17 protein-coding genes are annotated in these 25,348 nt (G+C 61.3%); 1 reads left to right on the top strand and 16 read right to left on the bottom strand.

Annotated features, from left to right (window positions below; genetic code table 11):
- Positions 1 to 29 precede the first annotated feature (29 nt).
- From NTU39_RS10380 to NTU39_RS10370, 3 genes are all read right to left on the bottom strand, one after another.
- Complete coding sequence (locus tag NTU39_RS10380) at positions 30 to 5,036, bottom strand: RHS repeat domain-containing protein (protein WP_257959780.1); 5,007 nt, start codon at positions 5,034 to 5,036, stop codon at positions 30 to 32.
- Positions 5,037 to 5,124: 88 nt separating this feature from the next.
- Complete coding sequence (locus NTU39_RS10375; protein WP_257959779.1) at positions 5,125 to 6,102, bottom strand: hypothetical protein; 978 nt, start codon at positions 6,100 to 6,102, stop codon at positions 5,125 to 5,127.
- A 144-nt stretch (positions 6,103 to 6,246) separates the two neighbouring features.
- Positions 6,247 to 6,702, bottom strand: coding sequence for a MaoC family dehydratase (locus NTU39_RS10370; protein ID WP_150664841.1), 456 nt, complete (start codon positions 6,700 to 6,702; stop codon positions 6,247 to 6,249).
- A gap of 1,266 nt (positions 6,703 to 7,968) precedes the next feature.
- Between NTU39_RS10370 and NTU39_RS10365 the strand changes: the two genes are divergently transcribed.
- Positions 7,969 to 11,694: an Mcf1 protease effector domain-containing protein gene (locus NTU39_RS10365; protein ID WP_257959778.1), complete on the top strand. Its 3,726-nt coding sequence runs from the start codon at positions 7,969 to 7,971 to the stop codon at positions 11,692 to 11,694.
- Positions 11,695 to 11,739: 45 nt separating this feature from the next.
- Here NTU39_RS10365 and NTU39_RS10360 read toward each other — a convergent pair whose 3' ends face one another.
- The 13 genes from NTU39_RS10360 to nuoE form a co-directional block, all read right to left on the bottom strand.
- Positions 11,740 to 12,225, bottom strand: coding sequence for a DUF1178 family protein (locus tag NTU39_RS10360; protein WP_150664839.1), 486 nt, complete (start codon positions 12,223 to 12,225; stop codon positions 11,740 to 11,742).
- 80 nt (positions 12,226 to 12,305) lie between these two features.
- Positions 12,306 to 12,896, bottom strand: a complete 591-nt coding sequence (locus NTU39_RS10355) for an NUDIX domain-containing protein (RefSeq protein ID WP_150664838.1) — start codon at positions 12,894 to 12,896, stop codon at positions 12,306 to 12,308.
- 79 nt (positions 12,897 to 12,975) lie between these two features.
- Positions 12,976 to 13,287 (bottom strand): DUF2818 family protein, encoded by a 312-nt coding sequence (locus NTU39_RS10350; protein ID WP_039403639.1) that lies wholly within the window; start codon positions 13,285 to 13,287, stop codon positions 12,976 to 12,978.
- 110 nt (positions 13,288 to 13,397) lie between these two features.
- Positions 13,398 to 14,867: an NADH-quinone oxidoreductase subunit NuoN gene (nuoN, locus tag NTU39_RS10345; protein ID WP_150664837.1), complete on the bottom strand. Its 1,470-nt coding sequence runs from the start codon at positions 14,865 to 14,867 to the stop codon at positions 13,398 to 13,400.
- Positions 14,868 to 14,887: 20 nt separating this feature from the next.
- Positions 14,888 to 16,369 (bottom strand): NADH-quinone oxidoreductase subunit M, encoded by a 1,482-nt coding sequence (locus NTU39_RS10340; RefSeq protein WP_150664836.1) that lies wholly within the window; start codon positions 16,367 to 16,369, stop codon positions 14,888 to 14,890.
- Between the two features lie 18 nt (positions 16,370 to 16,387).
- On the bottom strand, positions 16,388 to 18,439 hold the full coding sequence (gene nuoL, locus NTU39_RS10335; protein WP_150664835.1) for an NADH-quinone oxidoreductase subunit L: 2,052 nt from the start codon (positions 18,437 to 18,439) through the stop codon (positions 16,388 to 16,390).
- Positions 18,440 to 18,452: 13 nt separating this feature from the next.
- Positions 18,453 to 18,764 (bottom strand): NADH-quinone oxidoreductase subunit NuoK, encoded by a 312-nt coding sequence (gene nuoK, locus NTU39_RS10330; protein WP_023596640.1) that lies wholly within the window; start codon positions 18,762 to 18,764, stop codon positions 18,453 to 18,455.
- A gap of 9 nt (positions 18,765 to 18,773) precedes the next feature.
- A complete protein-coding gene (locus tag NTU39_RS10325) occupies positions 18,774 to 19,409 on the bottom strand; it encodes an NADH-quinone oxidoreductase subunit J (RefSeq protein ID WP_039399233.1) in 636 nt (211 codons plus the stop codon).
- 80 nt (positions 19,410 to 19,489) lie between these two features.
- Positions 19,490 to 19,981 carry an NADH-quinone oxidoreductase subunit NuoI gene (nuoI, locus tag NTU39_RS10320; protein ID WP_039399235.1) on the bottom strand — a complete coding sequence of 164 codons (492 nt, stop codon included), beginning with the start codon at positions 19,979 to 19,981 and terminating at the stop codon, positions 19,490 to 19,492.
- A 23-nt stretch (positions 19,982 to 20,004) separates the two neighbouring features.
- Positions 20,005 to 21,069: an NADH-quinone oxidoreductase subunit NuoH gene (gene nuoH, locus NTU39_RS10315; RefSeq protein WP_039399237.1), complete on the bottom strand. Its 1,065-nt coding sequence runs from the start codon at positions 21,067 to 21,069 to the stop codon at positions 20,005 to 20,007.
- Positions 21,070 to 23,382 carry an NADH-quinone oxidoreductase subunit NuoG gene (nuoG, locus tag NTU39_RS10310; protein ID WP_150664834.1) on the bottom strand — a complete coding sequence of 771 codons (2,313 nt, stop codon included), beginning with the start codon at positions 23,380 to 23,382 and terminating at the stop codon, positions 21,070 to 21,072. It lies immediately after the preceding gene.
- 29 nt (positions 23,383 to 23,411) lie between these two features.
- Positions 23,412 to 24,704, bottom strand: coding sequence for an NADH-quinone oxidoreductase subunit NuoF (gene nuoF / locus NTU39_RS10305; RefSeq protein WP_150664833.1), 1,293 nt, complete (start codon positions 24,702 to 24,704; stop codon positions 23,412 to 23,414).
- Positions 24,701 to 25,201 (bottom strand): NADH-quinone oxidoreductase subunit NuoE, encoded by a 501-nt coding sequence (gene nuoE, locus NTU39_RS10300; RefSeq protein WP_150664832.1) that lies wholly within the window; start codon positions 25,199 to 25,201, stop codon positions 24,701 to 24,703. The genes nuoF and nuoE overlap by 4 nt, the downstream gene beginning before the upstream one ends.
- Positions 25,202 to 25,348 lie beyond the last annotated feature (147 nt).

Genomic DNA, 25,348 nt, shown 5'->3' with positions numbered 1-25,348 from the left:
CGGACTGTGCGCTGGCGGCACGCTTGAGTTCAGTTCCGGTCCCGCTTGTAATGCACTTGAATCACACGCGGGAGGTCGGACGCGCGGGAACGCACCGAGCTCGTGGGCGAACCTCCGTTGCTCGTCGGAGAAGTCGCACGGGATCCCGACTGGGAGCGTGCGACGACTGCCGCTGTGTGGCCGGCCATTTGGGTCAACATGAAGGCGTTGACGTTTGGTACTGGAGGGGGCGAAGGCGAGCGTGGCCCGCTTGACAAAGAGCTGATCGACCACTCAGATTCCTCGCTGATCCTACTCAACCTAGATAACGAGCGAATCGGAGGCGGAGAACCGCTTGTGCTGCGAGAACCGCTGGCCCCGCTGCCGCCGGCATTGCCTGTCGGCGTACTGGACCTGGACCTGCTCGCCGGTCGACTCAGCACCGAATCGTTTCCCGTCAGAGTGCCTCGTGTGCCGTCCTCGGCAAGATTCGCTGCACGCGCTGCCACGCGTGCGTTGGCGAAGGCAAATCCGAAACCCGCGATAATGTCGAAAGCGCCTAGTACGGTCGCCGCAAGGCCCAATTGGGCCGAAAGATCGTCACTCCCGTCAGCCGCCGCGGCAGCGCTCCCCGTGCCGAGTCCAAAGATCGCCGCATTGACGCTCGTGGTGCTGATAAGCGACATCTGCGACACCGTGCCCAGCGCGGCGAAGTTCGCGGATATGGTGGTGGCGAGCGAAGCGCTCGATGTCGCGGCAGTTGCGGCTGGCACGCCGACCCCTACAGCCGCCGATGTTCCCGTCGCCACGGCGCCTGCGCCTGCCGTCGCCCCCGCCGTCGTTGTCACCATTGCACTGGTTAACGGCGTCAGCAGCCCCGCCGAATAGATAGTGGCCACGATGCCTATCACGGCGGTCAACGCCGTGATAATCCCACCCAGCCACGACGGGATGTGTCCGGACGGGTCGATCGAGTTGAGCGGATCAAGGCGCGCGTAGGCGTTGACGCCGCCGCCGTCGAACGGGACATCGGTATCGGGCACCAGAAAGCGACACAGCACCGGGGAATACAATCGTGCATTGCCCAGCCAGAGACCCTGTGTCGCCGGATCGACAATCTCTCCATCCTGACCGGGAACGCCGTCCGGGACATCGGCGCGACGATACCCGCTTGGGGAGTACACGATACCCCGCGTCGCGTCGCTGCCCGAGTGCACTTCCATCACGCTCGACTTGGTATCGGTGGCGTACGCCAGCAACTGTCCTGCGGAGTCCAGCGTGCCCCCGGTGCCGTCGAGATAACTACGCGTGAGCGTGCCCTGCACTTCCACGGCCAACCGGTTGCGGCGGAATATCCGTCGACGCGTCGGCTGGCCCGCCTGCGCGACGACCGACTGTTCGTCGAGCGGGTTGTAGCCATACTCGGTCGGTGCCTGTCCGCTACGCTGGGCGGACATCATCTGATCCTGCTCGTTGTACGTGTAGGTGTTGCCCAGGCCGTCGTCGGTCACGCGACCTGCCGCGTCGTAGCCAAGCGTGAAACGCCCATCCGCAGCACCGTAACCACGCCGCTCGAACGCCGTGAGCAGAGTAGGATCGTCGTCGCTTTCGAAGTGAAACGTCACCGCGGCGGGCGTGCTCACCCCGTAGTGCCACGTCAGGATTTCGGCCACATTGTCGAAAGCGTCGTGCTTCCACTGCTGCACCGAAATCCGTTGTGAAGGATCGTGTGGATCGGGAGCACTTTCGGGCCCTTCGGTGTAGTAGGCCTCGAGCCGGTCGCGCCGGTCGTAGGCCATCCCCTCCCTCAATCGCAGCGTGCCGCCCTCTGTACGCGTGCGGTTGACCAGCAAATCGAGATCGTTGTACCCCTGAGTCAGCACGAGCGCGGTGCGCCCCGGCGCAATCGTCTCACGCGACGTCTCGCGACCGAAGTCGTCGTATCCGAGCGTTGTCGTCAGACGCAACGTACCGGCCTGCCGCACGGTCTGTTTGCACAATCGGCCAAGCGGGTTCCATAAATACTCCACGACAACATCGCCACAGGTGTACTCCATCAACTGCCCGGTGGACGCGTTGTAGCGATAGCAATGGATGTTGCCCGCAGCATCCTCACACGAGGCAGGCAGACCGAGCGAAGTCCATTCGTAAGTCGACTGACGTTCGCCCGCCTCGTCTGTCCACGTTTCGATATGAGGAAAACCGGTTGCGTAGCGCTCGCAACCATAGGTGGCTCCTGCAAGCGATGCCCCCACGAGCAATCCAGTGTTCGGATCATGCCCGTAATCGGTTTGCACAGCTCCCGCCACACGCTGTCGAGGCACCTCGGTCAGCGAGGGATTGAGCGTGAAAGTCAGCTTCTGTCCCGCGGCGTTGGTCTGTTCTGTCGGATGCCTGCGATCGAGCTGGAACGACCAGCTCGTAGTGCGCCCTCCTACCGTCTGGTCGGTAACGCGCATCTGACCATCGAACGTGCGAGCCCCGACCTCGGTGCCGTTCACACACACTTGTGTCGCGCTGTTGTCGAGCGAATGCGGTGCGTAGGCGTAGTCGAACGTATCACCATCGCCGAGATCGACGTGGCTCGTACGATCCGCAAAGTCGTAGGTGTACGTCGTCTCTCTGCGTGACGAGTCGAGCGCGCTGACGCGACGGCCCAATCCGTCGTAGGCGAAGGTCCATTGACTCACCAGACTCCGCGACGTATCGGTGCGTGTCTCCTTTTCGATCTCGGCAAATCTGTTGTACGTACGCGCTGTGACCCCGGAACGTTCCTCGCCGCCCTCGAGCCAACTTGTCTCCGTTTGCGTCACGGCATTCCACTCGTCGTGTTCGATCACGCCGTCCGGTCGCGTGACGGCACAGCAACGTCCCCATCCGTCGTAGGCGAAGTGCATGGTGGTAACCAGCGGCTCACCCTCAATGCGATCGGTCGTCGTGCTTTGAATCTTGCGGCCACGCGTGTCGAACTCGTATCGCATCACCTCCAGCACATCACCTCCGGCGATGTCTGGGTCGCTTCGTGTGGTACGCACGGTCAATCCGGTGCCATCGAAGTAGGCGGTATCGACGATGCCCGAATCGCGGGTTGTCTGCTGCGACACCACACCACCGGTTTCGCCCATGAGCGTATATACATGCCGCAACGTGGCGGTGTAGGTGGTATCTCCCGATGTCGGCGTCGTCGATTCCTCGACCACCCGGCCAAGCACGTCATATTGCGTCACGACGATTGCATCGTTGCCCTGCACAAGGGTGTCCAGTCCGGTGTGAATCGACGTATGCGTGATGGTCGTACTATCGGTGTCGTCGAAATCGGTATGCTGCCTGCGCGTCGTCACCAGTTCGTCGTTCGCCTTCGCATAGGTGTAGTCGGTCGTAGTCGTGTGCCCGATGAGGGTCTGCGCACGCTGACGTGCGCGCCCATGCAACAGCGCCGACGTCGGATTATTGAAGTACGCGAACGACACCTCGTCGAAAACATCTCCATCCGCCAGTTGCCGTTGCTCACTCACGGCCAGAAAATCGGCCGCACCGGATACGAGCGACGGATAGCTCGCGTACCGAAATTGCTGAACCCGCGTCGGCGCCAGTGCTGTCGGCTTCATGCCGGGGGCGCGAGGCGTCGGTTCACCCGGCACCATCGTGCGCGACTTCACAGAGCGCGGGGTCTTCCACACGGGGTCGGGCGGGCATCCGTCCTCGCCAGCAGGATCGTAGTACTCGGTCAGCTCAGTGACACGGTCCGGCATAACGACCTCGATGGGGTTACCCCACGTGTCATACCGGTGGGTCGTGATCTCGTCGCGCGCCACCCCGTCGCGACGCCAGCGCACGATCTCCACTTTTGGCAATTGCACAATGGCAGGCTGTTCGTCATAGGGCGCGCCCGTCACGTCGTGATAGGTATTCAACGTGGTTTGTTCGCAACCGTCCTCTTCGCGCCGTTCCTCCATGAGCAGGTGAAAGCGATTGAACTCGCGGTACACCGTGCCCAGCACCCGCGGTGGCTCGACGGATTCGTCGATCTGCGATTCGGTCGACCAATAGCGATAATCTGTCCTGACCTTGTAAAGCCCGTCGGAGGCATCTTCCCAGTCGACACCCGCGCCATAGCCTAGGAAATTGTTCGTCGAGAAGGTGTACGTCGTCACGCGCGAAGGCTGATCGGCACCCGGGTCGATCACATGGCGCACCACGTAAGGAAGATGGGACGGTGGCGTGCCCGGTGCTTCGTTCGAGCGCGACGGAAAGCGATGGCCGTCCGTTCTGTAAGCCATCCTCTCTACACTTCCGGTCGGCGACCTCACCTCGGTGAGGAACGCGAGATCGGCATCGGTCAGACGTTCGTAGTTGAACACCCATCTGGGCTGACCGGGGAGCGGGAGGCGGATCGAAGACACGAGGTCGCCGCTGAGCGTCATCTCATAGACGACCGGTATCGGCCCGGCGACCGTGATGGAAACGGCCAGCCCCGTGCGTGTCACGCGCAGCAACTCCCCACGGTCCTGATCGCGCATCGTAGCCAGTGCCGGCTCACCCTCGAACGCCTGCCACGTCAGGTACACCGATCGCCCGTGCGGCGACACGATCTCCACCGGCACCCACGGGGTGAGCGGATCCGACGGCCGGAAGGGTTCCAGAATCTCGCGTTGCCCCGAACGATAGGTCACCACCACGCGCGTAGCGTGCTTCTCTATGATGGCGGTGGGCAGCTTCTGGTCGGGGAGCGTAATGCTCGCATCCGTCATGATCGCGAGGTGCGTCTCACCGTCCGACAGTCGCAAACGCTTGGCGGCGGGTTGCAGTTGCGAGAAGCCCCAGCTCCAGCCCCGACCGAGTCCGACGTCGACGTTCTGCAACGGATCAAAGCCGAGCGAGAGTTTCAGCTCCGGTCCTGCCAACGCATTCATGGATATAGGGGGCAACGCAACGCGAACGGTGTAGACGCCGGTTCGCGGGTCCACACCCTTTTCGAGGAAGCTCAGAAAACTTTGTGCCCCGGAATACAGCGCGTTGTGGTCCGCCTGAGAACGTTCACGAACTGGCTCGTCCATATCGGACTCCTTGCGATGGCAAGTGCGCGGTGAGGATCGCAATGTAGGACCCGGCGCTGACACCTGAATACCGGACATCGCCGCGGCATCAGGCTTGCGTCAGATCCATCTGGTCGAGCGACGTCGAAATGTTGACGCGCAAACGATGGGTCGTTCCGTATTTGTCGCGCACGATGTAAATGGAGCCCAGATTGTTGACCGCCCCCGCCCACGGAAGCCCACCCACGCGCGAGACGAACGCCACCGACGCGCAGTCGGCGCGGGCGTAATTGTTGGTGTCGGGCCGGTAATCTCCCATGTGCTGTGTATGGGAGTAGATGAAACGCTGCTGCTGCGTTTTCTCGTCGGGTGGCGGCGCGTAACCGCAGAATGCCCCCGTCGTTGAGTTGGGCGACAACCATCGGAACGTGCTTGCCCAGCTATCCGGCGCGACATCAATGCTGTGGATGGCATAGCGCCGACCGTTATCGACCATGCCGAGATGGTAGATTTTCACCTTGATATTGGGACCCACTTCAAAACTGTTCGGGTTGTCCCACTCCACTTTCCAGGCAGCCAAACCCGGCCGCTCGAACTGCACCGGCACGACGTCGACTTCCCCTTTGTCACCCGTCCGGTCCATCGAGTACACATCGATTTTGGACACCGTAATGCGTGCCCCGATGCTCTTGCGGGCATTGGCAAAGTCGGCCGTCTGCACGTACCGATGGAGCGTCTCGGACGCCACCGGCTCTGACCCTGCCGCCCCTGGTGGGCAAAAGTCGTAGTCGTTTTTCTGCGTGGATGCCCCCCAGCCGCTGGTAACCGGCACGTTCGAATCAATGACCACAGGAATCAACTGACGTGTGCCAGCATCGACCAATCGCAGACTGTCTCGTTCCTCTGGCGTCAGCGCGACATCCGACTCGATCGTGATCTCGATCCGTACCTGACTCAACCCATTGTTGTAGAGACGCTCCGTGCCGGACGTGATTTTCAGCTCGAAGGTCTCGATGGCGGACGCTCGGGTGCTTGCATTCATCTCAACCTCCGACACAAGAAGTGTGAAATGAATGTTAGGCGCCATTCTCGTCAGCTACACCTGTCAACCTTGACAGTCGACGGCCGCGCTGCAGCACCGTCGACAATGGCGAAGCGCCGGAAAGTCGAAGAGACAAAAAAAAACGGCGACATCGGGTCGCCGCCTGTCTACACCGATTGAGTACGTCGCTCAGGCCGGACGTTTGAGATACAGCCCAGTCCCGCGAAAACGGCACACTTCTTCGCCATGCTGATTCGTTGCGGTCCACAGCTGACGCACGATGCCGCGATCAGGGCGGCTCTTCGACGCACGCACTTCGAGCGTGCTGCTCGTGACCGTCACCGTGTCGCCGGGGCGCACCGGCTTGAGCCATTCAATCTGCTCCACGCCTGGCGAACCCATGCTCGATGAGCGCGACAGCAACTTATCGACATTCATCCGCATCATGATGCTACACGTATGCCAACCGCTGGCGACCAACCCACCGAAGTGCGATTCGCGTCCTGCGGCTTCGTCGACGTGAAACGGCTGAGGATCGAACTGACGCGCGAATTGGACGATCTCGTCAGCCGTGAACGTGTATTCGCCGAGGTCGAAGGTGTCACCGACTGCGAAGTCCTCAAGGTAGTACTCAAGCGTTGCCATGCCAACCTCCCGCTGTGCGAATAGTCCGAGTGGATTCGAGCAATTCCGGCCATTCCTGAGATGCGATAGGCACTGAAAATCGCCGCGCGTGAGGGACATTATGCATGACTGCACGCGCCTCTCCCGCGCACACGTTGTACGCCGCACCGCCCCCCATGTCTCCCCGTAATCGACAAGCGATACCTGAAAGTGCGTGCGCTGTTGGCGCACTCACCATGAACGCCATTGCCTTCAGCCCTCGCAGCCCTGCTCCAGCGCAGGCATCTCCCTCTCACAGGCAGGAGCCGTCGAAAAATGATCCGCTCGACTCAGTTTCCGTTAGCGCCGATCTCACTCCCCACCGTAACGGGGCATCCACATCCTGCCTGCACCTCGACGGCGTCCCCCCCTGATCGGCCACCCTCGCTGCAAACACTGCTCACTGCGTCGCTGCCTTCCGACGCGCCGTACTGGGCCGACAGAATGACGCAAATCTGCGAGGACCATCCGGCACTGAGCACGAGCCTTCGATGGATTCTCGGTAACGTCCCGCTCGCCGAAGTCGCGCAGTTTCTGGACAGCGGGATCGAGGTGCTGGCCGACGCGCTCGATGCCTCACCCGATCTGGCGCACGGCATTCTGCTCTCATGGGAAAGCGCCTTGGCGCGACGACATCCCGCCGACACTCTGGAGACCATCTGCCTGCGTGTGACGTCGCCGTCGAATCTGCGGGACATCCGGCGGTCGATGACACGGGCCGCCTCGCGCGATGGCGAGTCCGAGAATCGCCATGTAGCGGTCTGCGGTAAAAGCTGGGCGCAGAGTGTCTCGGACACGTTCCAATGGTTACGAATGGCTGGCAGCGGATTCGATCCGAACATCAGTGAGTCCGATTACGAACAGCGTGCACGCGAACTGGCGCACGAGGTGAGTTACACGATGCCGACCTTCCGCTTCGACAGATGCGGTGCCATCGGCACGTTGACCGGTTTGCTTTACGCCTACGCGAGTGCCTCGTGCATCGCGCGCGACATCGGCATCGCGAGCCCGTTGACCGCACCTCACCGCGTACCGCCCGACGACAGCGGGAGCCTCTCATTTCGGGAAGTCATCGGCGATGTCGTCGATGCCTGTCTGCATGCGATCTCCGAGGGCACCGACCGACTGACGAACGCCGTGCCGATTTACGATCCGCTTCGCTTTCCGGCAACGGCGAGCGCAGCGGTGTCGCCCTCGCCCCCGGATACCGCGAATCCAGCGCCGGAGGGTGCGCCTCCCCCTCATCCGGTGCGCCATGCGGCGCATCGGGCGTCACGTCATCCGAGTGAGAGACAGCCGCAGAAACTGTCCCCGTTGGACAATTCGCCCGCGATGCGACGGGTCGTCTCACTCGCGAACGCTCAGGAAAATCGTGCCCTGACCCGGGAAGCCACGATCAACGCGATTTCCCCGGTTTTGGATTTACGGCAATTCATCGATCATGAACTGATCTCGGCCCTCGCCGACGTCGGCATCACGCGAAACCCCGATCTCCTTTACCTGAATCGATTCAAATACTTCGGCCGCCCCTCCAAAATGGGGCTACCGCCGGGCACCTTGGCGCGTAGCGGCCTAATCGAATCGCTGACGCTGAGCGAGGCTGCACGACAGTTTGCGACAAAGCAAAACCACATCAAGGAGACCCCGCTCGCCTACGGCATCTACAGGCATGACCGCACGCGGAGAAACCACTTTGTCCCCGAGGACGAGGTCAGGGAGATGACGGTCCCGGCGTTCGAGAAGGTCATCGACACGTGCAGGCAGCGCTGGCTTAGCCATCTGAATCAGCTGGAAGGCCCTCGCGCCGAGGCCGATTACGTTGAGGCGCTTTACGAGCGTGCGCGAACGGCACTCGAGCAGCAGGCCGCCATCGAGTACAACGCCGGACGAATCTCCGGGGACGGTCTCGTTCTGGCCCAGATCGTGACGTATGCGTCCGATGCCACGCACCGTCGATTGAACCTCGACATGTACATCGGCAACATCAAAGGACACGAGATCATCCTCGACGTACCCGGCGTAGGCCACGTCCGACCTGCGGGTGCGTTTGCCATTTCGGAGTATCCCGCCCGGATGACACATCATCCGGGGAGAATACTTGTCGCGGTGCTGGGAAGTGGTTTTCCGCTAAGGGAATACGAATCGGAACTAAGTCTCGAACGGGATCTGGCCAGAGGGGAAGGCTCCGTCATCTATCGGGAACTGGTCGGTCGGCTTCCCCTCGATATGCAGCCCAGGTGCTTCGTCGACGACCCGTGCCGGGTCATGCTCCCGGCCACGCAGGACGATGTGATCCGTCTCGCACTGAGAGCGAGCTTCAGTGTCATTCGCCACGACTTCGACTACGGTGGCAGCGCGCTGTTCGACGGGCAGCGAAGCGCCGTCTGGACAACATGGCTGGCCGGCGCAAACGCCACCGACTTCGACACTGGAATGCAGGAAGCCGCGCCCGGCGACACAGGCTTTCCCGCTGGGTTTCCTCCCGATACGCTCCCCCGCGAACGCCGTCTGCATATCGACCACCGCGCTATCGAAGCGGTTCACCAGGTCGGCCGACTGCGCGTCCATGTCTCCGAGGCGTTGCCCGATTTATCACGCGCGACCGAGGATTACATGACTGCGCTGATCATGACCTTGACCGGTCAAGTAGTGACGACGTCGCAGATTTACCTTCACGTCTACCGGCAGCGTGTGAGCACAGCGCTCGATTTTCCGACCTACGACTGGAGTGGTCCGGAGACGCCGATCGAAACGTCGTCGCTGACGCAATACCTCGCGAACCGAGTCAGCGGCGCACAGACCGAAGCGCTATCACCCGGCACTCGGACCATCTTCTCGAACGATGCCGACCCCGTCGATGCGCGTGAACTGAATATTCCGAACCTGACACCGGAGGCTTTGCTTAACGCCATCGACACCGAATCCTTCATCGATCAGCAAACCGACGTTTTCGATACCTTCTGGCAAGACCACTCGCAGAACATGTACGTGTCGCTCAAGGGCGCCTTCATCATCGAGGCCTTCGTACAACTGCAGGAAGGTCGCCTGCCGCCCGCAGCGGCGGACATCGCGCGGCGCGTCGCCGGATGCGCCAGCATCTATTCGCTGAATCTGGAACCGATGCACACACCTTCGATTCCGGATCCCGACATTCGCATGTCATGGCTACATGTCGGTGGTGCGAAATCGGACATTCAACTCTTCGAGGATCTCGGCACCGGTTGGGTGCTCATGTATGCGCCTCGCGTGCTGTCGGATCATCTGATCGCGTTTCATCGACATTCGGCGTTGCACAGTTGGCTCACCGAGCAGCTCGGAGATACGAGTGCCCGCGAACGGCTGGTGAGCGCGTTCTCCAAAGCCGATCGTGAAAACGCGATGCGCACCGGTCTCATCGGCATGCCTGCCCCGCGCAGAGGCATCATCCCCGCTTTGGCATTCTCGACGTCACTCATTTCCGGCGACCCCTTCACCGCATACCTTGATCTGTTCAAGGCGCGCGTACAGGAAGAAACGCATAGCCGGACGTCGAGCTTGACCGGTAGCCTCGTCGCGCCGCTGCTCGACACGCTTGCCGCCACCAACTTTGTATTCGGCCTTACTGCGGTCGCCGGGGCCGCGTTGCCGGGCATCGGTGCGACTTCCAGCACGCTCTCCGCGATTACCTTCGCGATGGGCGCCACCGCCGTTGCCTTCGGCGACCGACCGGTTCGACGTGCGGGCTGGAATGCCATGCTTTCCGGAGCGACCGGGCTGCCCATCGGCTGGTATACGAATGCAGCCGCTACGGTAAGCGCGCAATTGCGGCCCTTTCTGGCGTCCGCCTCCGCGCAGCGGCTGCATCCACTGATGCCCAACCTCTATCGCGGCGAACAAGGCATGGTGGTGCGCTCCGGGGAGCTTTACTTCAATGTCGATTATTTTCCCAACCGCGGAACCTGGAACGTGATCGATCATGCCAGGCCCGGCTCGCCCGGTCCCGCGATCTCGCAAACCGCGAATTACGATTGGATTCTCGAAGACATCAGCGCGCACTCCACGCTCGACGGACCAGTCGGAGCAACGGTGTTCCATGACGATGTGAGCCTGAATTTCATCGACGTCGAATACCGCTCGAAGCTTTCGGCGCAGCGTCATGCGGCGTCGGCCGGGCGTCGGGAAGCCTTCCAGGCGGGCCGAAGCGAAGCGGAGAAAAGCCCGTTGAACCTGCCACCGGAAGCGCGGCCATCGGCGCTGCTCAAGCTGGATTTCATCGATCCGGCGACGAGCGATCCCCGCCTGCTCGGCATCCTCTCGCGCCGCGTCGAAGAAGTCATGCGCGTCGAAGCCACGGCGCGCGCCGCAGCCAACGCCCGGCTCGTTGCGGGCGACATTCACGCCGCATCCGGAGAATTCCGACCGCTGCCGCAAATGGCCTATACGGCAAGCAACGCCGATGGGCGAACCGGATTCTGCTTGCCGCTGGTGCGCATGATGGCGGTCGCCCAACATCGCGGGGAAATCACGTCATTCATCCGGACGATAGAAGGTGCCGTTCAATGGCCTCAATCCCCTCAGGCGCTTTCGCTTCGGGAGCAGCTCGTACGATTGCACTCCAGCGTGGAAGCCAGCGCGACGGAAACGCATCTCGGGCTGTTCGACCTCGACCGGCTTGAACAAGCGATCGCGGCCGGTCCCCCCAGAGCGACGTATCTCGTCACCACGCGGAGTCATTCCATGTCCATATTGGTCGAGCGTGCCGGCACCGTTGTCTACGATCCGAATTTCGGCGTTGCCGAATTTCGCTCGACCGGCGACGCGCTCAAGGCGTTCGGGGCGTTGATGCGTCGAGGCGATCTGGCGCGTCTCTACGGGGCGTTCGACGGCTTGGGCGAGATGCAGTTCATCCTCAAGCGAGTGGACGTGGAACGACTCGCCCGGGTCGACGTAGGGGGAACGGCGGTTTCCGAGATGGCGATTTCGACGTGGGGGTGAAATCAGAGCAAAGCGATGGCGGCCGGAACGGCACCCGACGAACCGCTATTGGAGGGTTTCCTTGACACCGTCAGGCAGCGGCAGCGACATGATGTCGATGCCTTCGTCGGCCAGCGCCTCGGCTTCCTCTCGCGACGTCGTGCCGCGAATATTGCGCTCCGGGGCTTCCTGATAGTGAATCTTGCGCGCTTCCTCGGCGAATTGATTACCGACGTCTTCCGTATTCGCAATGACGTGGCGCACAGCTTTCATCCACAACGTCTGCAATTGACGCTGCGCTTGCGCAACCTCTGGAGGCAGCGCATCGGCACGCACGGGCGAGCCGCTCGCCTGCGTCGCCGAGGTCTCGGCGCGCGACGTCGTCCCCGACAGATTCAGACGCGGTGCGGACGGCATGCGCACGACAGCCGTGTCGCCACAGACCGGGCAACTGACCAGCCCGCGAGACTGTTGCGACAGGTAATCGTCCTCCGAGCCGAACCAGCCCTCGAAGGTGTGCTCATGGGCACAACGCAGATCAAAAACCTTCATGATGCAACGGATGTGTCCCCGCCCCGCCGTTGGAATACGTCAGCGAGGCCGGGATCGAAAAATGACCGTAAGACGGCGAATCAGCGCAACGGCGTACGTTCACCGGGCTGCCAGACTCCCGATAATATCTTTTCCAGCCAAAACGCGCCGATAACCGATTTCACGTCCGTGACGCGTCCTTCACGCACCCACTGAAGCAGCTCCGTCGCGGGCATCTTGAAGACGTCCAGAAACTCGCCTTCATCCAGCTTCTGCTCGCCCTTTGTCAGATCGCGTGCCAGCCAGATGTCGATGAACTCCGTCGAGTACGAAATCACCGGGTGAATGCGGGTCAGGTAATCCCAGCGCTCGGCCCGATAGCCCGTCTCTTCCAGCAACTCGCGCTGACCGCACACGAGGCCACCCTCGGCCTCGTCGAGCTTACCGGCGGGCAACTCCGTCATCACCCGCTTCAACGGATAGCGATACTGGCGCTCCATGAGCACCTGACCGTCTTCGAACAGCGGGATCACCATCACCGCCCCCGGATGGGTCGTGTACTCGCGAATCGCCGTCTTGCCGTCGGGCAGACGCACACGATCGCGCTTGATGGTGAGGAACGCGCCTTCGTAGACGGTATCGCTCTCGATGCCGGTCTCAATCAGGTGCTGGTCGTCTTGCTGTTGGGTCATAAGCCCTCCACGGCTGAAAATTGGCGAACCCGGAATACAAAACGCCGCCTCGGGGGCGGCGTCTTGCGAAGCATCCATCTCACGCGGCAGCCGCCGGTCGATGGCGCCACAAATACCGGTAGACGAAGCCCGGAAACGCGAACACGACAAACAGGCTCGCCGTCACGGCGTAGAACTCCCAGCCCTGTGCGAACACATTGCCGATGCCCGACTCGATCAGGTAACCGAGCGCACCTACGACGAAGTACGCCACCACCATCTCGATCAGACGAAGCCACAGCGGTTTGACCGCCGACTTGCGCCCGAGAATACCGAACAACCTCTGGTTCACGAACGGCAGGTTCGCGCCCAGCACAGCCAGCAAAATGACTAGCGTACCGCCTGCGGACATCCCCATCGTTCGTCTCCCCTGCTTGCCCTGCTATCTCTGTCAAACGGCAGGGCAGATCGTTCCGATCTGCCCTGTCCGCATCGCATCACTGCGTGAAGTCATCCGGCGAGTTAGCTCGCCAGCGTCAGCTTGATCGTGCGCAGGCACCAGTCCATCAGCGACCCCGGCATCAGGCCGAGATACAGCATGGCCAGACCGTTGATCGACAGCACGAAGCGCATCGTACCGCTGCCTTCCAGCGCATTGGTGTCGTCGGCTTTGTCGAAGTACATCAGCTTCACGACGCGCAGATAGTAGAACGCACCGATCAGCGACGCGATCACCGCGACCACTGCCAGCCACACCATACCGGCGTTCACCACGGCTTGCAGCACAGCCAGCTTGGCGTAGAAGCCTGCCAGCGGCGGAATACCGGCCAGCGAGAACATCAACATCAGCATGACGAAGGCAAACCACGGACTGCGTTGGTTCAAGCCCTTCAGATCCGAGAGGTTCTCGGCTTCGAAGCCCTTACGCGAAAGCAACAGCACGATACCGAACGTACCCAGCGTCGTCAGCAGATAGATCACGCTGTAGAACAGCGACGAACCGTACGCGTCGGCGATGCCGTCGATCTTGCCGCCCACCACGCCCGAGAGCATGCCCAGCAGCACGAAACCCATGTGCGAGATCGTCGAGTACGCCAGCAGACGCTTGACGTTGGTCTGCACGATAGCCGTCAGGTTACCGATCACCAGCGAGAGCACCGCCAGAATGATCAGCATCTGCTGCCAGTCGATCGCCAGCGGGAGCATGCCTTCCACCAGCAAGCGCAGCAGCAGCGCGAAGGCACCCAGCTTCGGTGCGCCGCCGATGAGCAGCGTGACCGGGGTCGGTGCGCCCTGATAGACGTCCGGCACCCACATGTGGAACGGTGCAGCGCCCAGCTTGAACGCCAGACCGGCCACCACGAAGACCACGCCGAACACCAGCACGATCTTGTTCACGGCGCCGGAAGCGATCACTTCGAAGACCTTGGCGAGTTCGAGCGAGCCCGTCGCGCCGTACATCATCGACATACCGTACAGCAGGAAGCCCGAAGCCAGCGCACCCAGCACGTAGTACTTCATGGCCGACTCGGTCGCGTTCGTCGAATCGCGCCACACGGCGGCGAGCGCATACAGCGACAGCGACATCAGTTCCAGACCCAGATACAGCGTCAGGAAGCTGTTGCCCGAGATCATCACCGACAGGCCCAGCAGCGAGAACAGGCTGAGGACGTAGAAGTCGCCACGGGCAAGACCGCGTGCTTCCAGATACTTCTGGCCGTAGATGAACGTGACGAACGTTGCCAGACCACCGAAGGCCTTGAGCAGGTTCGACATCGGGTCGGCGACGAACACATTGCCGAACAGGTAATGCGACGCCGGGTCGGCGGCATTGCAAGCCCACAGCACCGACACGACAGCCGACGTGATGAGCGCCAGCACGTAGTTAAGCTTGCGCGTCTGGCCGAGGAACGCGTCGCACATCATGATCACGAGGATCATGAGCAGCAGGATGGCCTCCGGCAACGCAGGCAGCAGATTAATGTTTTGCATGATCTAGATGTCCTCCCCGATTACGGCAGCTTGGTCTGCGCCACGTGGGCGAGGAGGTTAACCACGGAGGTATGCATCAGGTCCGTAAAAGGCTTCGGATAGATACCCATGAACAACGTGAGAGCCGCCAGCACTGCGAGCATGAAGAACTCGCGCTTGTTGATGTCGATCAGCTCGCGTACATGATCGTTGGCGATCGCGCCGAAAATCACGCGCTTGTACATCCACAGCGAGTAGGCCGCACCGGTGATCAGCGAGGTGGCAGCCAGCAGGCCCACCCAGAAGTTCAGCTTCACAGCGCCCAGAATCACCAGGAACTCACCCACGAAGCCCGACGTTGCCGGCAGACCGCTGTTAGCCATGGCGAACAGCATCAGGAATGCGGCGAACTTCGGCATCGTGTTCACGACACCGCCGTAGTCGGCGATGTTGCGCGAGTGCATACGGTCGTACAGCACACCGATACACAGGAACATGGCGCCCGACACGAAACCGTGCGAGATCATCTGCACCATCGCGCCCTGCATGCCGATTTCGCTGAACATGAAGAAGCCGAGGATCGCGAAGCCCATGTGAGCGATCGACGAGTAAGCCACCAGTTTCTTCATATCCGTCTGCACCAGAGCCACGAGGCCGATGTAGACGATGGCGATCAGCGCAAGCGCGACCATGAAGCCCGACAGGTAGTGACTGGCGTCCGGTGCGATCGGCAGCGAGAAGCGCAGGAAACCGTACGCGCCGAGCTTCAGCATGATGGCGGCCAGCACGACCGAGCCACCCGTCGGCGCTTCCACGTGGGCGTCCGGCAGCCAGGTGTGCACCGGCCACATCGGCACCTTCACCGCGAAGGCCATGAAGAAGGCCACGAACAGCAGTATCTGCACGTTCATCGGCAGCTTCGCGGCGTACCAGTCGGTCAGCGTGAACGAACCCGTCGCGTTGTACAGATAGATCAGCGCAACCAGCATCAGCAGCGAGCCGAGCAGCGTGTACAGGAAGAACTTGAACGCAGCGTACACGCGGTTCGGACCACCCCAGATACCGATGATCAGATACATCGGGATCAGCGTGGCTTCGAAGAACACGTAGAACAGCAAGCCGTCTTGTGCCGAGAACACGCCGATCATCAGACCGGAGAGGATCAGGAACGCGGCCATGTACTGCGCCACGCGTTCGGTGATCACTTCCCAGCCTGCGATCACCACGATCACCGTGATGAGGGCGGTCAGCACGACAAGCCACAGCGAAATGCCGTCGATGCCGAGGAAGTAGTTGATGTGGAAGCGTTCGATCCAGCTCGATTTCTCGACGAACTGGAACGAAGAGGCCTTGGCGTCGAAGTTCGAGATCAGCGGCAGCGTGACCAGGAAGCTCAGCAGCGAGCCGATCAGCGACAGCGCGCGTGCGACACCCGGATTGCGGTCGTTACCCACCGCGAGGATAACGATCCCCGAGATGATGGGCAGCCAGATGGCCAGACTCAGAAGCGGTAGCGATTGCATTGTTATTGGCTCCCCCTATTACTTGCCGTTCAACGTCACAAACAGCGTCAGGAGCCCGAGCATGCCGATGATCATGGCGAACGCGTAGTGGTAGATGTAACCGGATTGTGCGAAGCGAATGACGCCGGCGAACCAGCCCACCAGACGCGCGCTGCCATTCACGACGGCGCCGTCGATGAGACCCTGATCGCCCGCCTTCCACAGGCCGCGACCAATCTTGAGCGCGCCCTTGGCGAAGACCACTTCGTTGATCTTGTCCATGTAGTACTTGTTATCGAGCAGGTTGTAGACGCCCGAGAACCGGTTCTTCAGCGCTTCCGGAATGTCCGGACGCTTGAGGTAGAAGAACGCCGCCAGAATGATGCCCAGCGCCGACAGTGCGATCGGCAGCGTGCCGAACGAGTGCAGTGCCATCGCCACCCAGCCGTGGAACTCGTGGCCGAGTTCTTCCATCGCCGGGTGATTCTCGCCGACGAAGATCACGTCCTTGAACGCCACGCCTTGCTTGAAGAACTCGCCGAAGAGCATCGGAGCGATCGCAATGGCACCGATGATGACCGACGGGATCGCCAGCAGGATCAGCGGAATCGTGACGACAGCCGGAGACTCGTGCGGCTTCTGACCCGGGGCCAGACCGTGGTGCTCGTCGTGCGAATCCTCTTCTTCCTCGTGGTGCGCGTCGTGATGATCATGCGCATGCGCCTGACCGAAACGCTCCTTGCCGTGGAAGACCAGGAAGTACATACGGAACGAGTAGAACGCCGTGACGAACACGCTCGCGACTACTGCGAAGTAGGCGAAGCCCGAACCCGGCAGATGCGAGGCGGCGACCGCTTCGATGATCGAGTCCTTCGAGTAGAAGCCTGCGAAGAACGGCGTGCCGATCAGCGCGAGCGAACCCAGCAGCGACGTGATCCACGTGATCGGCATGTACTTCCACAGGCCGCCCATGTTGCGCATGTCCTGATCGTGGTGCATGCCCATGATCACCGAACCGGCACCGAGGAACAGCAGCGCCTTGAAGAACGCGTGCGTCATCAGGTGGAAGATGGCGACCGGGTAGGCCGACACGCCAAGCGCGACCGTCATGTAACCGAGCTGCGAGAGCGTCGAGTAGGCCACGACACGCTTGATGTCGTTCTGGATCATGCCCAGGAAGCCCATGAACAACGCCGTGATCGCACCGATGATCGTGATGAACGACAGCGCGGTGTCCGACAGTTCGAACAGCGGCGACATACGGCTCACCATGAAGATACCCGCCGTCACCATCGTGGCCGCGTGAATCAGTGCCGAGATCGGGGTCGGGCCTTCCATCGAGTCCGGCAGCCAGACGTGCAGCGGGAACTGCGCCGACTTACCCATCGCGCCGATGAACAGGCAGATACAAGCCACCGTAATCAGACGCCAGTCGGTGCCCGGGAACGAAAGGGCTGCAACGTCGTTAGCCTTGGCGAACACTTCGCTGTAGTTCAGCGTGCCGGTGAACGCCAGAATCAGGCCGATACCGAGCAGGAAGCCGAAGTCACCGACGCGGTTGACCAGGAACGCCTTCATATTGGCGTAGATCGCGGTCGGACGCGTGTACCAGAAACCGATCAGCAGGTACGAGACCAGCCCCACCGCTTCCCAGCCGAAGAACAGTTGCAGGAAGTTGTTGCTCATCACGAGCATCAACATCGAGAACGTGAACAGCGAGATGTACGAGAAGAAGCGTTGGTAGCCCGGATCTTCCGCCATATAGCCGATGGTGTAGATGTGCACCATGAGCGAGACGGAGGTGACCACGCACATCATCGTGACGGTGAGCGTGTCGACGAGGAAACCGATCTCGAGCTTGAGTTCGCCGATGCGAGCCCATTCGTAGACCGTGGCGTTGAAGCTCGCCCCGTTCAACACGTCGATAAAGGTCATGACCGACAGGACAAACGCGACCAGCACGCCGAGGATCGTGACCGTGTGGGCGCCCGCGCGTCCGACTTGCTTGCCGAACAGGCCGGCAATCATGGAGCCGACGAGCGGCGCCAGCGGAATCGCGAGCAGCAGGTTGGGATTCAATGTGGATGCCATAACAGCGTTCGCTTTAACCCTTGAGGCGGTCGAGATCTTCGACGTTGACCGTTTCGAGCTTACGGAACAGCGTGACCAGAATAGCCAGACCGATCGCAGCTTCTGCGGCGGCCACCGTAAGAATGAAGAACACGAATACCTGGCCGGCAATGTCGCCCAGGTAATGCGAGAACGCGACGAAGTTCAGATTGACCGCGAGCAACATCAGCTCGATGGCCATGAGCAGCACAATCACATTTCTGCGGTTGAGGAAGATACCGGTAATGCTGATCGCGAACAGAATCGCGCCCAACACCAGGTAATGCGCTAGCGACAACGACATCATGCTGTCTCCTTATTCCGCCGCCGGCTTGTCAGTGCCGGTGGATTGCTGCCGGGCTTCGGCGGGCATCGACACCAGACGCACGCGGTCGCGTTTCTTCACGCGCACCTGCTTGCTCGGGTCGGTCTGTTTGTGGTCCTTACGGGTACGCATCGTGAGCGCAACGGCTGCCACGACGGCCACCAGCAGGATCAGACCTGCCACTTCGAAGGCGAAGATGTAGTCGGTGTAGAGCGCAACGCCGAGCGCCTTGGTGTTCGACACGTCCGGTGCCGACACGGCCTTGACCGGGGCACGCGTGGCGCCGTAGCCGCGCATCAGCACGAGTGCTGCTTCGACGATCATGATCGCGCCGACGGCACTCGCCAGCGGAATGAACTTACCGAAGCCGCGACGCAGTTCGTCGAGATTGATGTCGATCATCATCACCACGAACAGGAACAGCACCATCACCGCGCCGACGTAGACGAGCACCAGCATGATTGCCAGAAACTCGGCTTCGAGCAGCATCCAGATCGCCGCAGCATTGAAGAACGCCAGCACCAGGAACAGTGCGGACTGTACGGGGTTGCGCGAGGTCACGACCTTCAGGCCGGAGATCACGAGGATCAGCGCAAACACGTAAAAAAGAAAAGTTGTGAATTCCATAATCACCGGGTGTGCCGAGAATTAGCCAACGTCTGTTGCCGTACCGGGCGCGCTACCCAAGCACCGCGCCCTGCCCTGCTTTAACGGTACGGCGCATCGGCCGCCTTGGCCGCCGCGATTTCGTTTTCGTAACGATCGCCCACCGCGAGCAGCATCTCCTTGGTGAAGTACAGATCGCCACGCTTCTCGCCGTGATACTCGAGAATGTGCGTTTCGACGATCGAGTCCACCGGGCAGCTTTCTTCGCAGAAGCCGCAGAAGATGCACTTGGTCAGATCGATGTCGTAGCGCGTGGTGCGACGGGTATTGTCTTCACGCACATCCGATTCGATCGTGATTGCCATTGCCGGGCACACGGCTTCGCACAACTTGCAAGCGATGCAACGTTCTTCACCGTTCGGATAACGGCGCAGTGCGTGCAGACCGCGAAAACGCGGCGACAGCGGCGTCTTCTCTTCCGGAAACTGCACCGTCACCTTGCGTGCGAACGTGTAGCGCCCTGTGAGCGCCATGCCCTTGAGCAGTTCCAACAACAGGAAACTGCCGAAAAAGTCTTTGATTGCCCTTACCATGGGATTCCTCTACTCCGTTCGCCTCAGCCCCAGATGTTCCAGGGAGACATGATCCAGCCCCCAACCACGATCACCCAGAGGATCGTCAACGGCAGGAACACCTTCCAGCCCAGACGCATGATCTGGTCGTAGCGGTAGCGCGGGAACGTCGCACGCACCCAGATGAACACCGACAGCAGCAGGAACACCTTGAAAGCCAGCCAGAACACACCCGGGATGAACGACAGGAAGCCGAACGGCGCACTCCAGCCACCCAGGAACAGCACCGAGGCCAGCGCCGAGATGATGATCATGTTGATGTACTCGGCCAGGAAGAACAGGGCGAAGCCCATGCCCGAGTATTCGATCATGTGACCGGCCACGATTTCCGACTCGCCTTCCACCACGTCGAACGGGTGGCGGTTCGTTTCCGCAATGCCCGAGATGAAGTAGACGACGAACATCGGCAGCAGCGGAATCCAGTTCCACGACAGCAGGTTCAGCCCCATGCCCGCGAACATGCCGTGTTCTTGCGAGCGCACGATGTCCGACAGATTGAGCGAGCCGGCCGTCATCAGCACCGTAACCAGCGCGAAGCCCATGGCGATTTCATACGAAATCATCTGAGCCGATGCACGCATGGCACCGAGGAAGGCGTACTTCGAGTTCGAGGCCCAGCCGGCGAGAATCACGCCGTAGACACCGATCGACGAAATGGCCATCGCGTAAAGCAGACCGGCGTTCACGTCGGCCAGCACCGCGCCCGGCTGGAACGGGATCACCGCCCAGATCGCAAACGCCGGCAACACGGCCATCACCGGAGCGATGGCGTAAATGCCCTTGCTGACTTGCGACGGCGTGATCACTTCCTTGAGCAACAGCTTCAACACATCGGCGATCGGCTGGAGCAAACCTGCCGGACCCACGCGGTTCGGACCGAGACGCACGTGCATCCAGCCGATGAGCTTACGCTCCCACAGAATCAGATACGCCACGCACAGCAGCAGAATCACGGCGACGACGAGAATGCGGACCAGCGCCCACACCGTCGGCCAGGCAACGCCCAGCAGCTGCGTGCCGTATTGATTGATGACTTCGTTCAGGCTCATTTACGCCTTCTCCACCGAGATTTCACCGAACATCGCGCCAAGCGCGGCGGACGCCGGCGTGGCTGCCGGTACACGCACCACATTGGCGGGCAGCGTTTCCGAGCGAGCGGCCGGCAGCGTGACCACGGCGTCGCCCTGACGCACGCGAACCGCGTCGCCCTTGGCGAGACCCAGGCTGTCGAACAGCGCAGCCGGCAGCGTTGCGCGCAGCGCAGCCTTGGCATCGTTGGTCAGTTGCAGCGACGGTGCGCGGCGCACGAGCGCGTCGGCAGCGTAGATCGGCACATCGGCCAGACGCTCCAGACCCTGACCTGCAGCCTTCGGTGCCACCAGTGCCGCGCGGGCGCGGTTGTCGAGCGACGCAGCCGAGAAACCGGCCAGCGCTTCGTCACGCACCTGTTCTGCAGTGTCTTGCTCGAAACCTTGCAGCTTGAGCAGGTTGCCCAGCACGCGCAGCACCTTCCAGCCCGGACGCGTGTCGCCCAGCGCACGCACCACACCGTTGAAGTGTTGCGGCAGACCTTCGGCGTTGACGAACGTACCGGCCGTTTCCGTGAACGGAGCGATCGGCAGCAGCACGTCGGCGTATTCGAGGCCGTGCTTGAACGGCGAGAGCGAGACGACCATCTTCGCGGCGGTCAATGCCGTGAGTGCTTGCTTCGCGTCGGCCGAGTCGAACTCCGGCTCGGCGTTGAGCAGCAGGTAAGCCTGACGCGGCTGTGCGAACAGTGCCGCAGCGCCCTTCGCGCTCAAGGCCTTCACCGCATAACCGCCCACCGTGTTCGCGCCTTCCGTCAGGAAGCCCAGCTTCGCACCGGTGATGTCGGCGATGACTTGCGCGATGGCGTGCAGTTGAGCGAATTGCGGATGCTGGACAACGGCGTTACCCAGCAGAATCGCACGACGCTCGCCGTTGATCAGCGAAGCGGCGATCGCCTTGGCGGCGTCGCTGGCGTTCACACCGGCCAGTTCTGCCGGAGCGGCAACGCCCTTGGCAGCCGCAGCGGCGACGGCGATACCTGCCAGTTCGCTCACCCAGGCGCTCGGCGCTGCGATGATCTTGTTGGCGAGCTTCACCAGCAGATCGTCGTCCGAGGCATGCAGCAGATTCAGTTGACCACCGGCCTTCACAGCCGAGCGCAGACGCGAGGCGAACAGCGGATGATCCTTACGCAGGAACGAGCCGATGACCAGCGCGCTTTGCAGCGTATCGAGTTCGGCGATCGGCAGGCCGAGCCACGGGGCACCCTGAGTGCCGCCCGACACATCCGTCTGACGCAGACGGAAGTCGACGTTGTCGCTACCCAGTGCGCGCACGAACTTCTGCAACAGGTGCAGTTCTTCGATCGTGGCGTGCGGCGAAGCCAGCGCGGCAACCGCGTCGGCCCCGAAGTCGCGGATGATGTCCGTCAGACCGTGACCGACGTACTCAAGCGCCGTCTGCCAGTCGACTTCGTGCCACTCGCCGCCCTGCTTGAGCATCGGCTTGGTGAGACGGTCGTCGCTGTTCAGGCCTTCGTACGAGAAGCGATCCTTGTCCGAAATCCAGCACTCGTTGACCGCTTCGTTTTCGAGCGGCACAACGCGCATGACCTTGTTGTTCTTCACTTGCACCACGAGGTTCGCACCCACGCCATCGTGAGGGCTCACCGACTTGCGGCGCGACAGTTCCCACGTACGGGCGCTGTAGCGGAACGGCTTCGAGGTGAGTGCTCCGACCGGGCACAGGTCGATCATGTTGCCCGAGAGTTCGGAGTCGACCGTCTTGCCGACGAACGACGTGATTTCCGAGTGCTCACCGCGACCCAGCATGCCGAATTCCATGACGCCGGCCACTTCCTGGCCGAAACGCACGCAGCGGGTGCAGTGAATGCAGCGCGACATCTCTTCCATCGAGATGAGCGGGCCCACGTTCTTGTGGAACACCACGCGCTTCTCTTCCTGATAGCGCGAAGCCGACTTACCGTAGCCCACTGCCAGATCTTGCAGTTGGCACTCACCGCCCTGATCGCAGATCGGGCAGTCGAGCGGGTGGTTGATCAGCAGGAACTCCATCACCGATTGCTGTGCTTTCACAGCCTTCTCGGAGTTCGTGCGCACGATCATGCCGTTGGCCACCGGCGTAGCGCATGCCGGCACAGCCTTCGGGGCCTTCTCGACCTCGACCAGGCACATGCGGCAGTTCGCAGCGATGGACAGCTTCTTGTGGTAACAGAAGTGGGGAATATAGGTGCCGTTCTTTTTGGCAGCCTGGATCACCATGCTGCCTTCGGGCACCTCGACCTTTTGGCCGTCAATTTCGATTTCAACCATAGCGGTTCAATGCCAAGCGTCAAAAGGGATTAGTGAGCGCCGACCAAGCAATGCTTGTGCTCGACGTGGTAGGCGAACTCGTCCCAGAAGTGTTTGAGCATGCCGCGCACCGGCATCGCTGCGGCATCGCCCAGCGCGCAAATGGTACGGCCCATGATGTTCTCGGCCACCGAGTTGAGCAGGTCCAGATCTTCCTTGCGGCCTTCACCATGCTCGATACGATTGACCACGCGCCACAGCCAGCCAGTACCTTCACGGCACGGCGTGCACTGACCGCACGATTCTTCGTAGTAGAAGTACGACAGACGCAGCAGCGACTTCACCATGCAGCGCGTTTCGTCCATGACGATCACCGCGCCCGAACCCAGCATCGAGCCAGCCTTGGCGATGCTGTCGTAGTCCATCGTGGTTTCCATCATCAGCCCGGCCGGCACGACAGGTGCCGACGAACCGCCAGGAATCACTGCCTTCAACTTCTTGCCACCGCGCATACCACCGGCCAGTTCGAGCAGTTCGCCGAACGGCGTGCCCAGCGGCACTTCGTAGTTACCCGGCAGCTCGACGTCGCCCGACACCGAGAAGATCTTGGTGCCGCCGTTGTTCGGCTTGCCCATTTCCAGATACTGCTGCGGGCCCGTGGCCAGCAAGAACGGAACGGCTGCGAACGTTTCGGTGTTGTTGATGGTCGTAGGCTTACCGTACAGACCGAAGCTTGCCGGGAAAGGCGGCTTGAAACGCGGTTGACCCTTCTTGCCTTCGAGCGATTCGAGCAACGCCGTCTCTTCGCCGCAGATGTACGCACCGTAACCGTGGTGAGCATGCAACTCGAACGAGAAGTCAGTACCCAGAATGTTCTTGCCCAGATAACCGGCTGCGCGCGCTTCGTCCAGGGCTTCCTCGAAGCGTTCGTACACTTCGTAGATTTCACCGTGGATGTAGTTATAGCCGACCGAAATGCCCATGGCGTAAGCACCGATGGCCATCCCTTCGATCAGCGAATGCGGGTTGTAGCGCATGATGTCGCGGTCTTTGAACGTACCCGGCTCGCCTTCGTCCGAATTGCAGACGAGGTACTTCTGACCCGGGAACGCGCGCGGCATGAAGCTCCACTTCAGACCAGTCGGGAAGCCTGCGCCTCCACGACCACGCAGGCCCGACGCCTTGACGTCGGCAATCACCTGCTCCGGCGTGATGCCTTCTTTCAGAATACGTGCGAGCTGCTGGTAACCACCGCGCTTGACGTAATCTTCGAGGTGCCAGTTCTCGCCGTTCAGATCGGCAAGAATCAGCGGCTTGATGTGACGGTTGTGCAGCGACGTCATGCTTTCTCTCCTGCAGCGCCCTTGGCCGTCAGCTCGTTGATGAGCGCGTCGACCTTTTCTTCGTTCATGAAGCCGCACATGCGATGGTTATTCACCAGCATGACGGGAGCGTCGCCACAAGCGCCCATGCACTCGCCTTCCTTGACCGTGAAGAGGCCGTCGGGCGTGATGTCGCCATACTCGACGCCCAACTTCTCCTTCAGGTACTTGGCCATTTCTTCGCCACGCGTGAGCTGGCAAGGCAGGTTCGTGCACACGGTCAACTTGAACTTGCCCGTCGGGCTCGTGTTGAACATGGTGTAGAAGGTTGCAACCTCTTGCACCGCGACTGCGGGCATGTCGAGGTATTCCGCCACGAATTGCATCACTTCGGGCGACAACCAGCCTTTTTCGACCTGCGCTACGGCAAGGGCGTGCATCACTGCCGACTGCTTCTGCTCGGCAGGGTATTTGGCAACGGCACGGTCGATTTTCTTCAGGGCTTCGGGAGAAAGCATTTCCGATCCGACTGTTCTCTAAAACGTTATCCCCGCTCGTGCCAGCGCGGGCGCGCCGATTTTGTCGACTGCCCACGCACTACTGGCACGGCTACTGGAACGGCAACGGTATCGACCTGCGAAACCCCGCCGAAAAAAACTCGCGAA

Origin of the sequence: Pandoraea commovens (assembly GCF_024704525.1) — a bacterium.
GTDB classification, from domain to species: Bacteria; Pseudomonadota; Gammaproteobacteria; order Burkholderiales; family Burkholderiaceae; genus Pandoraea; species Pandoraea commovens.
Note: the sequence above shows the minus strand (reverse complement) of the source record. Positions and strands in the feature narration are given on the sequence as shown.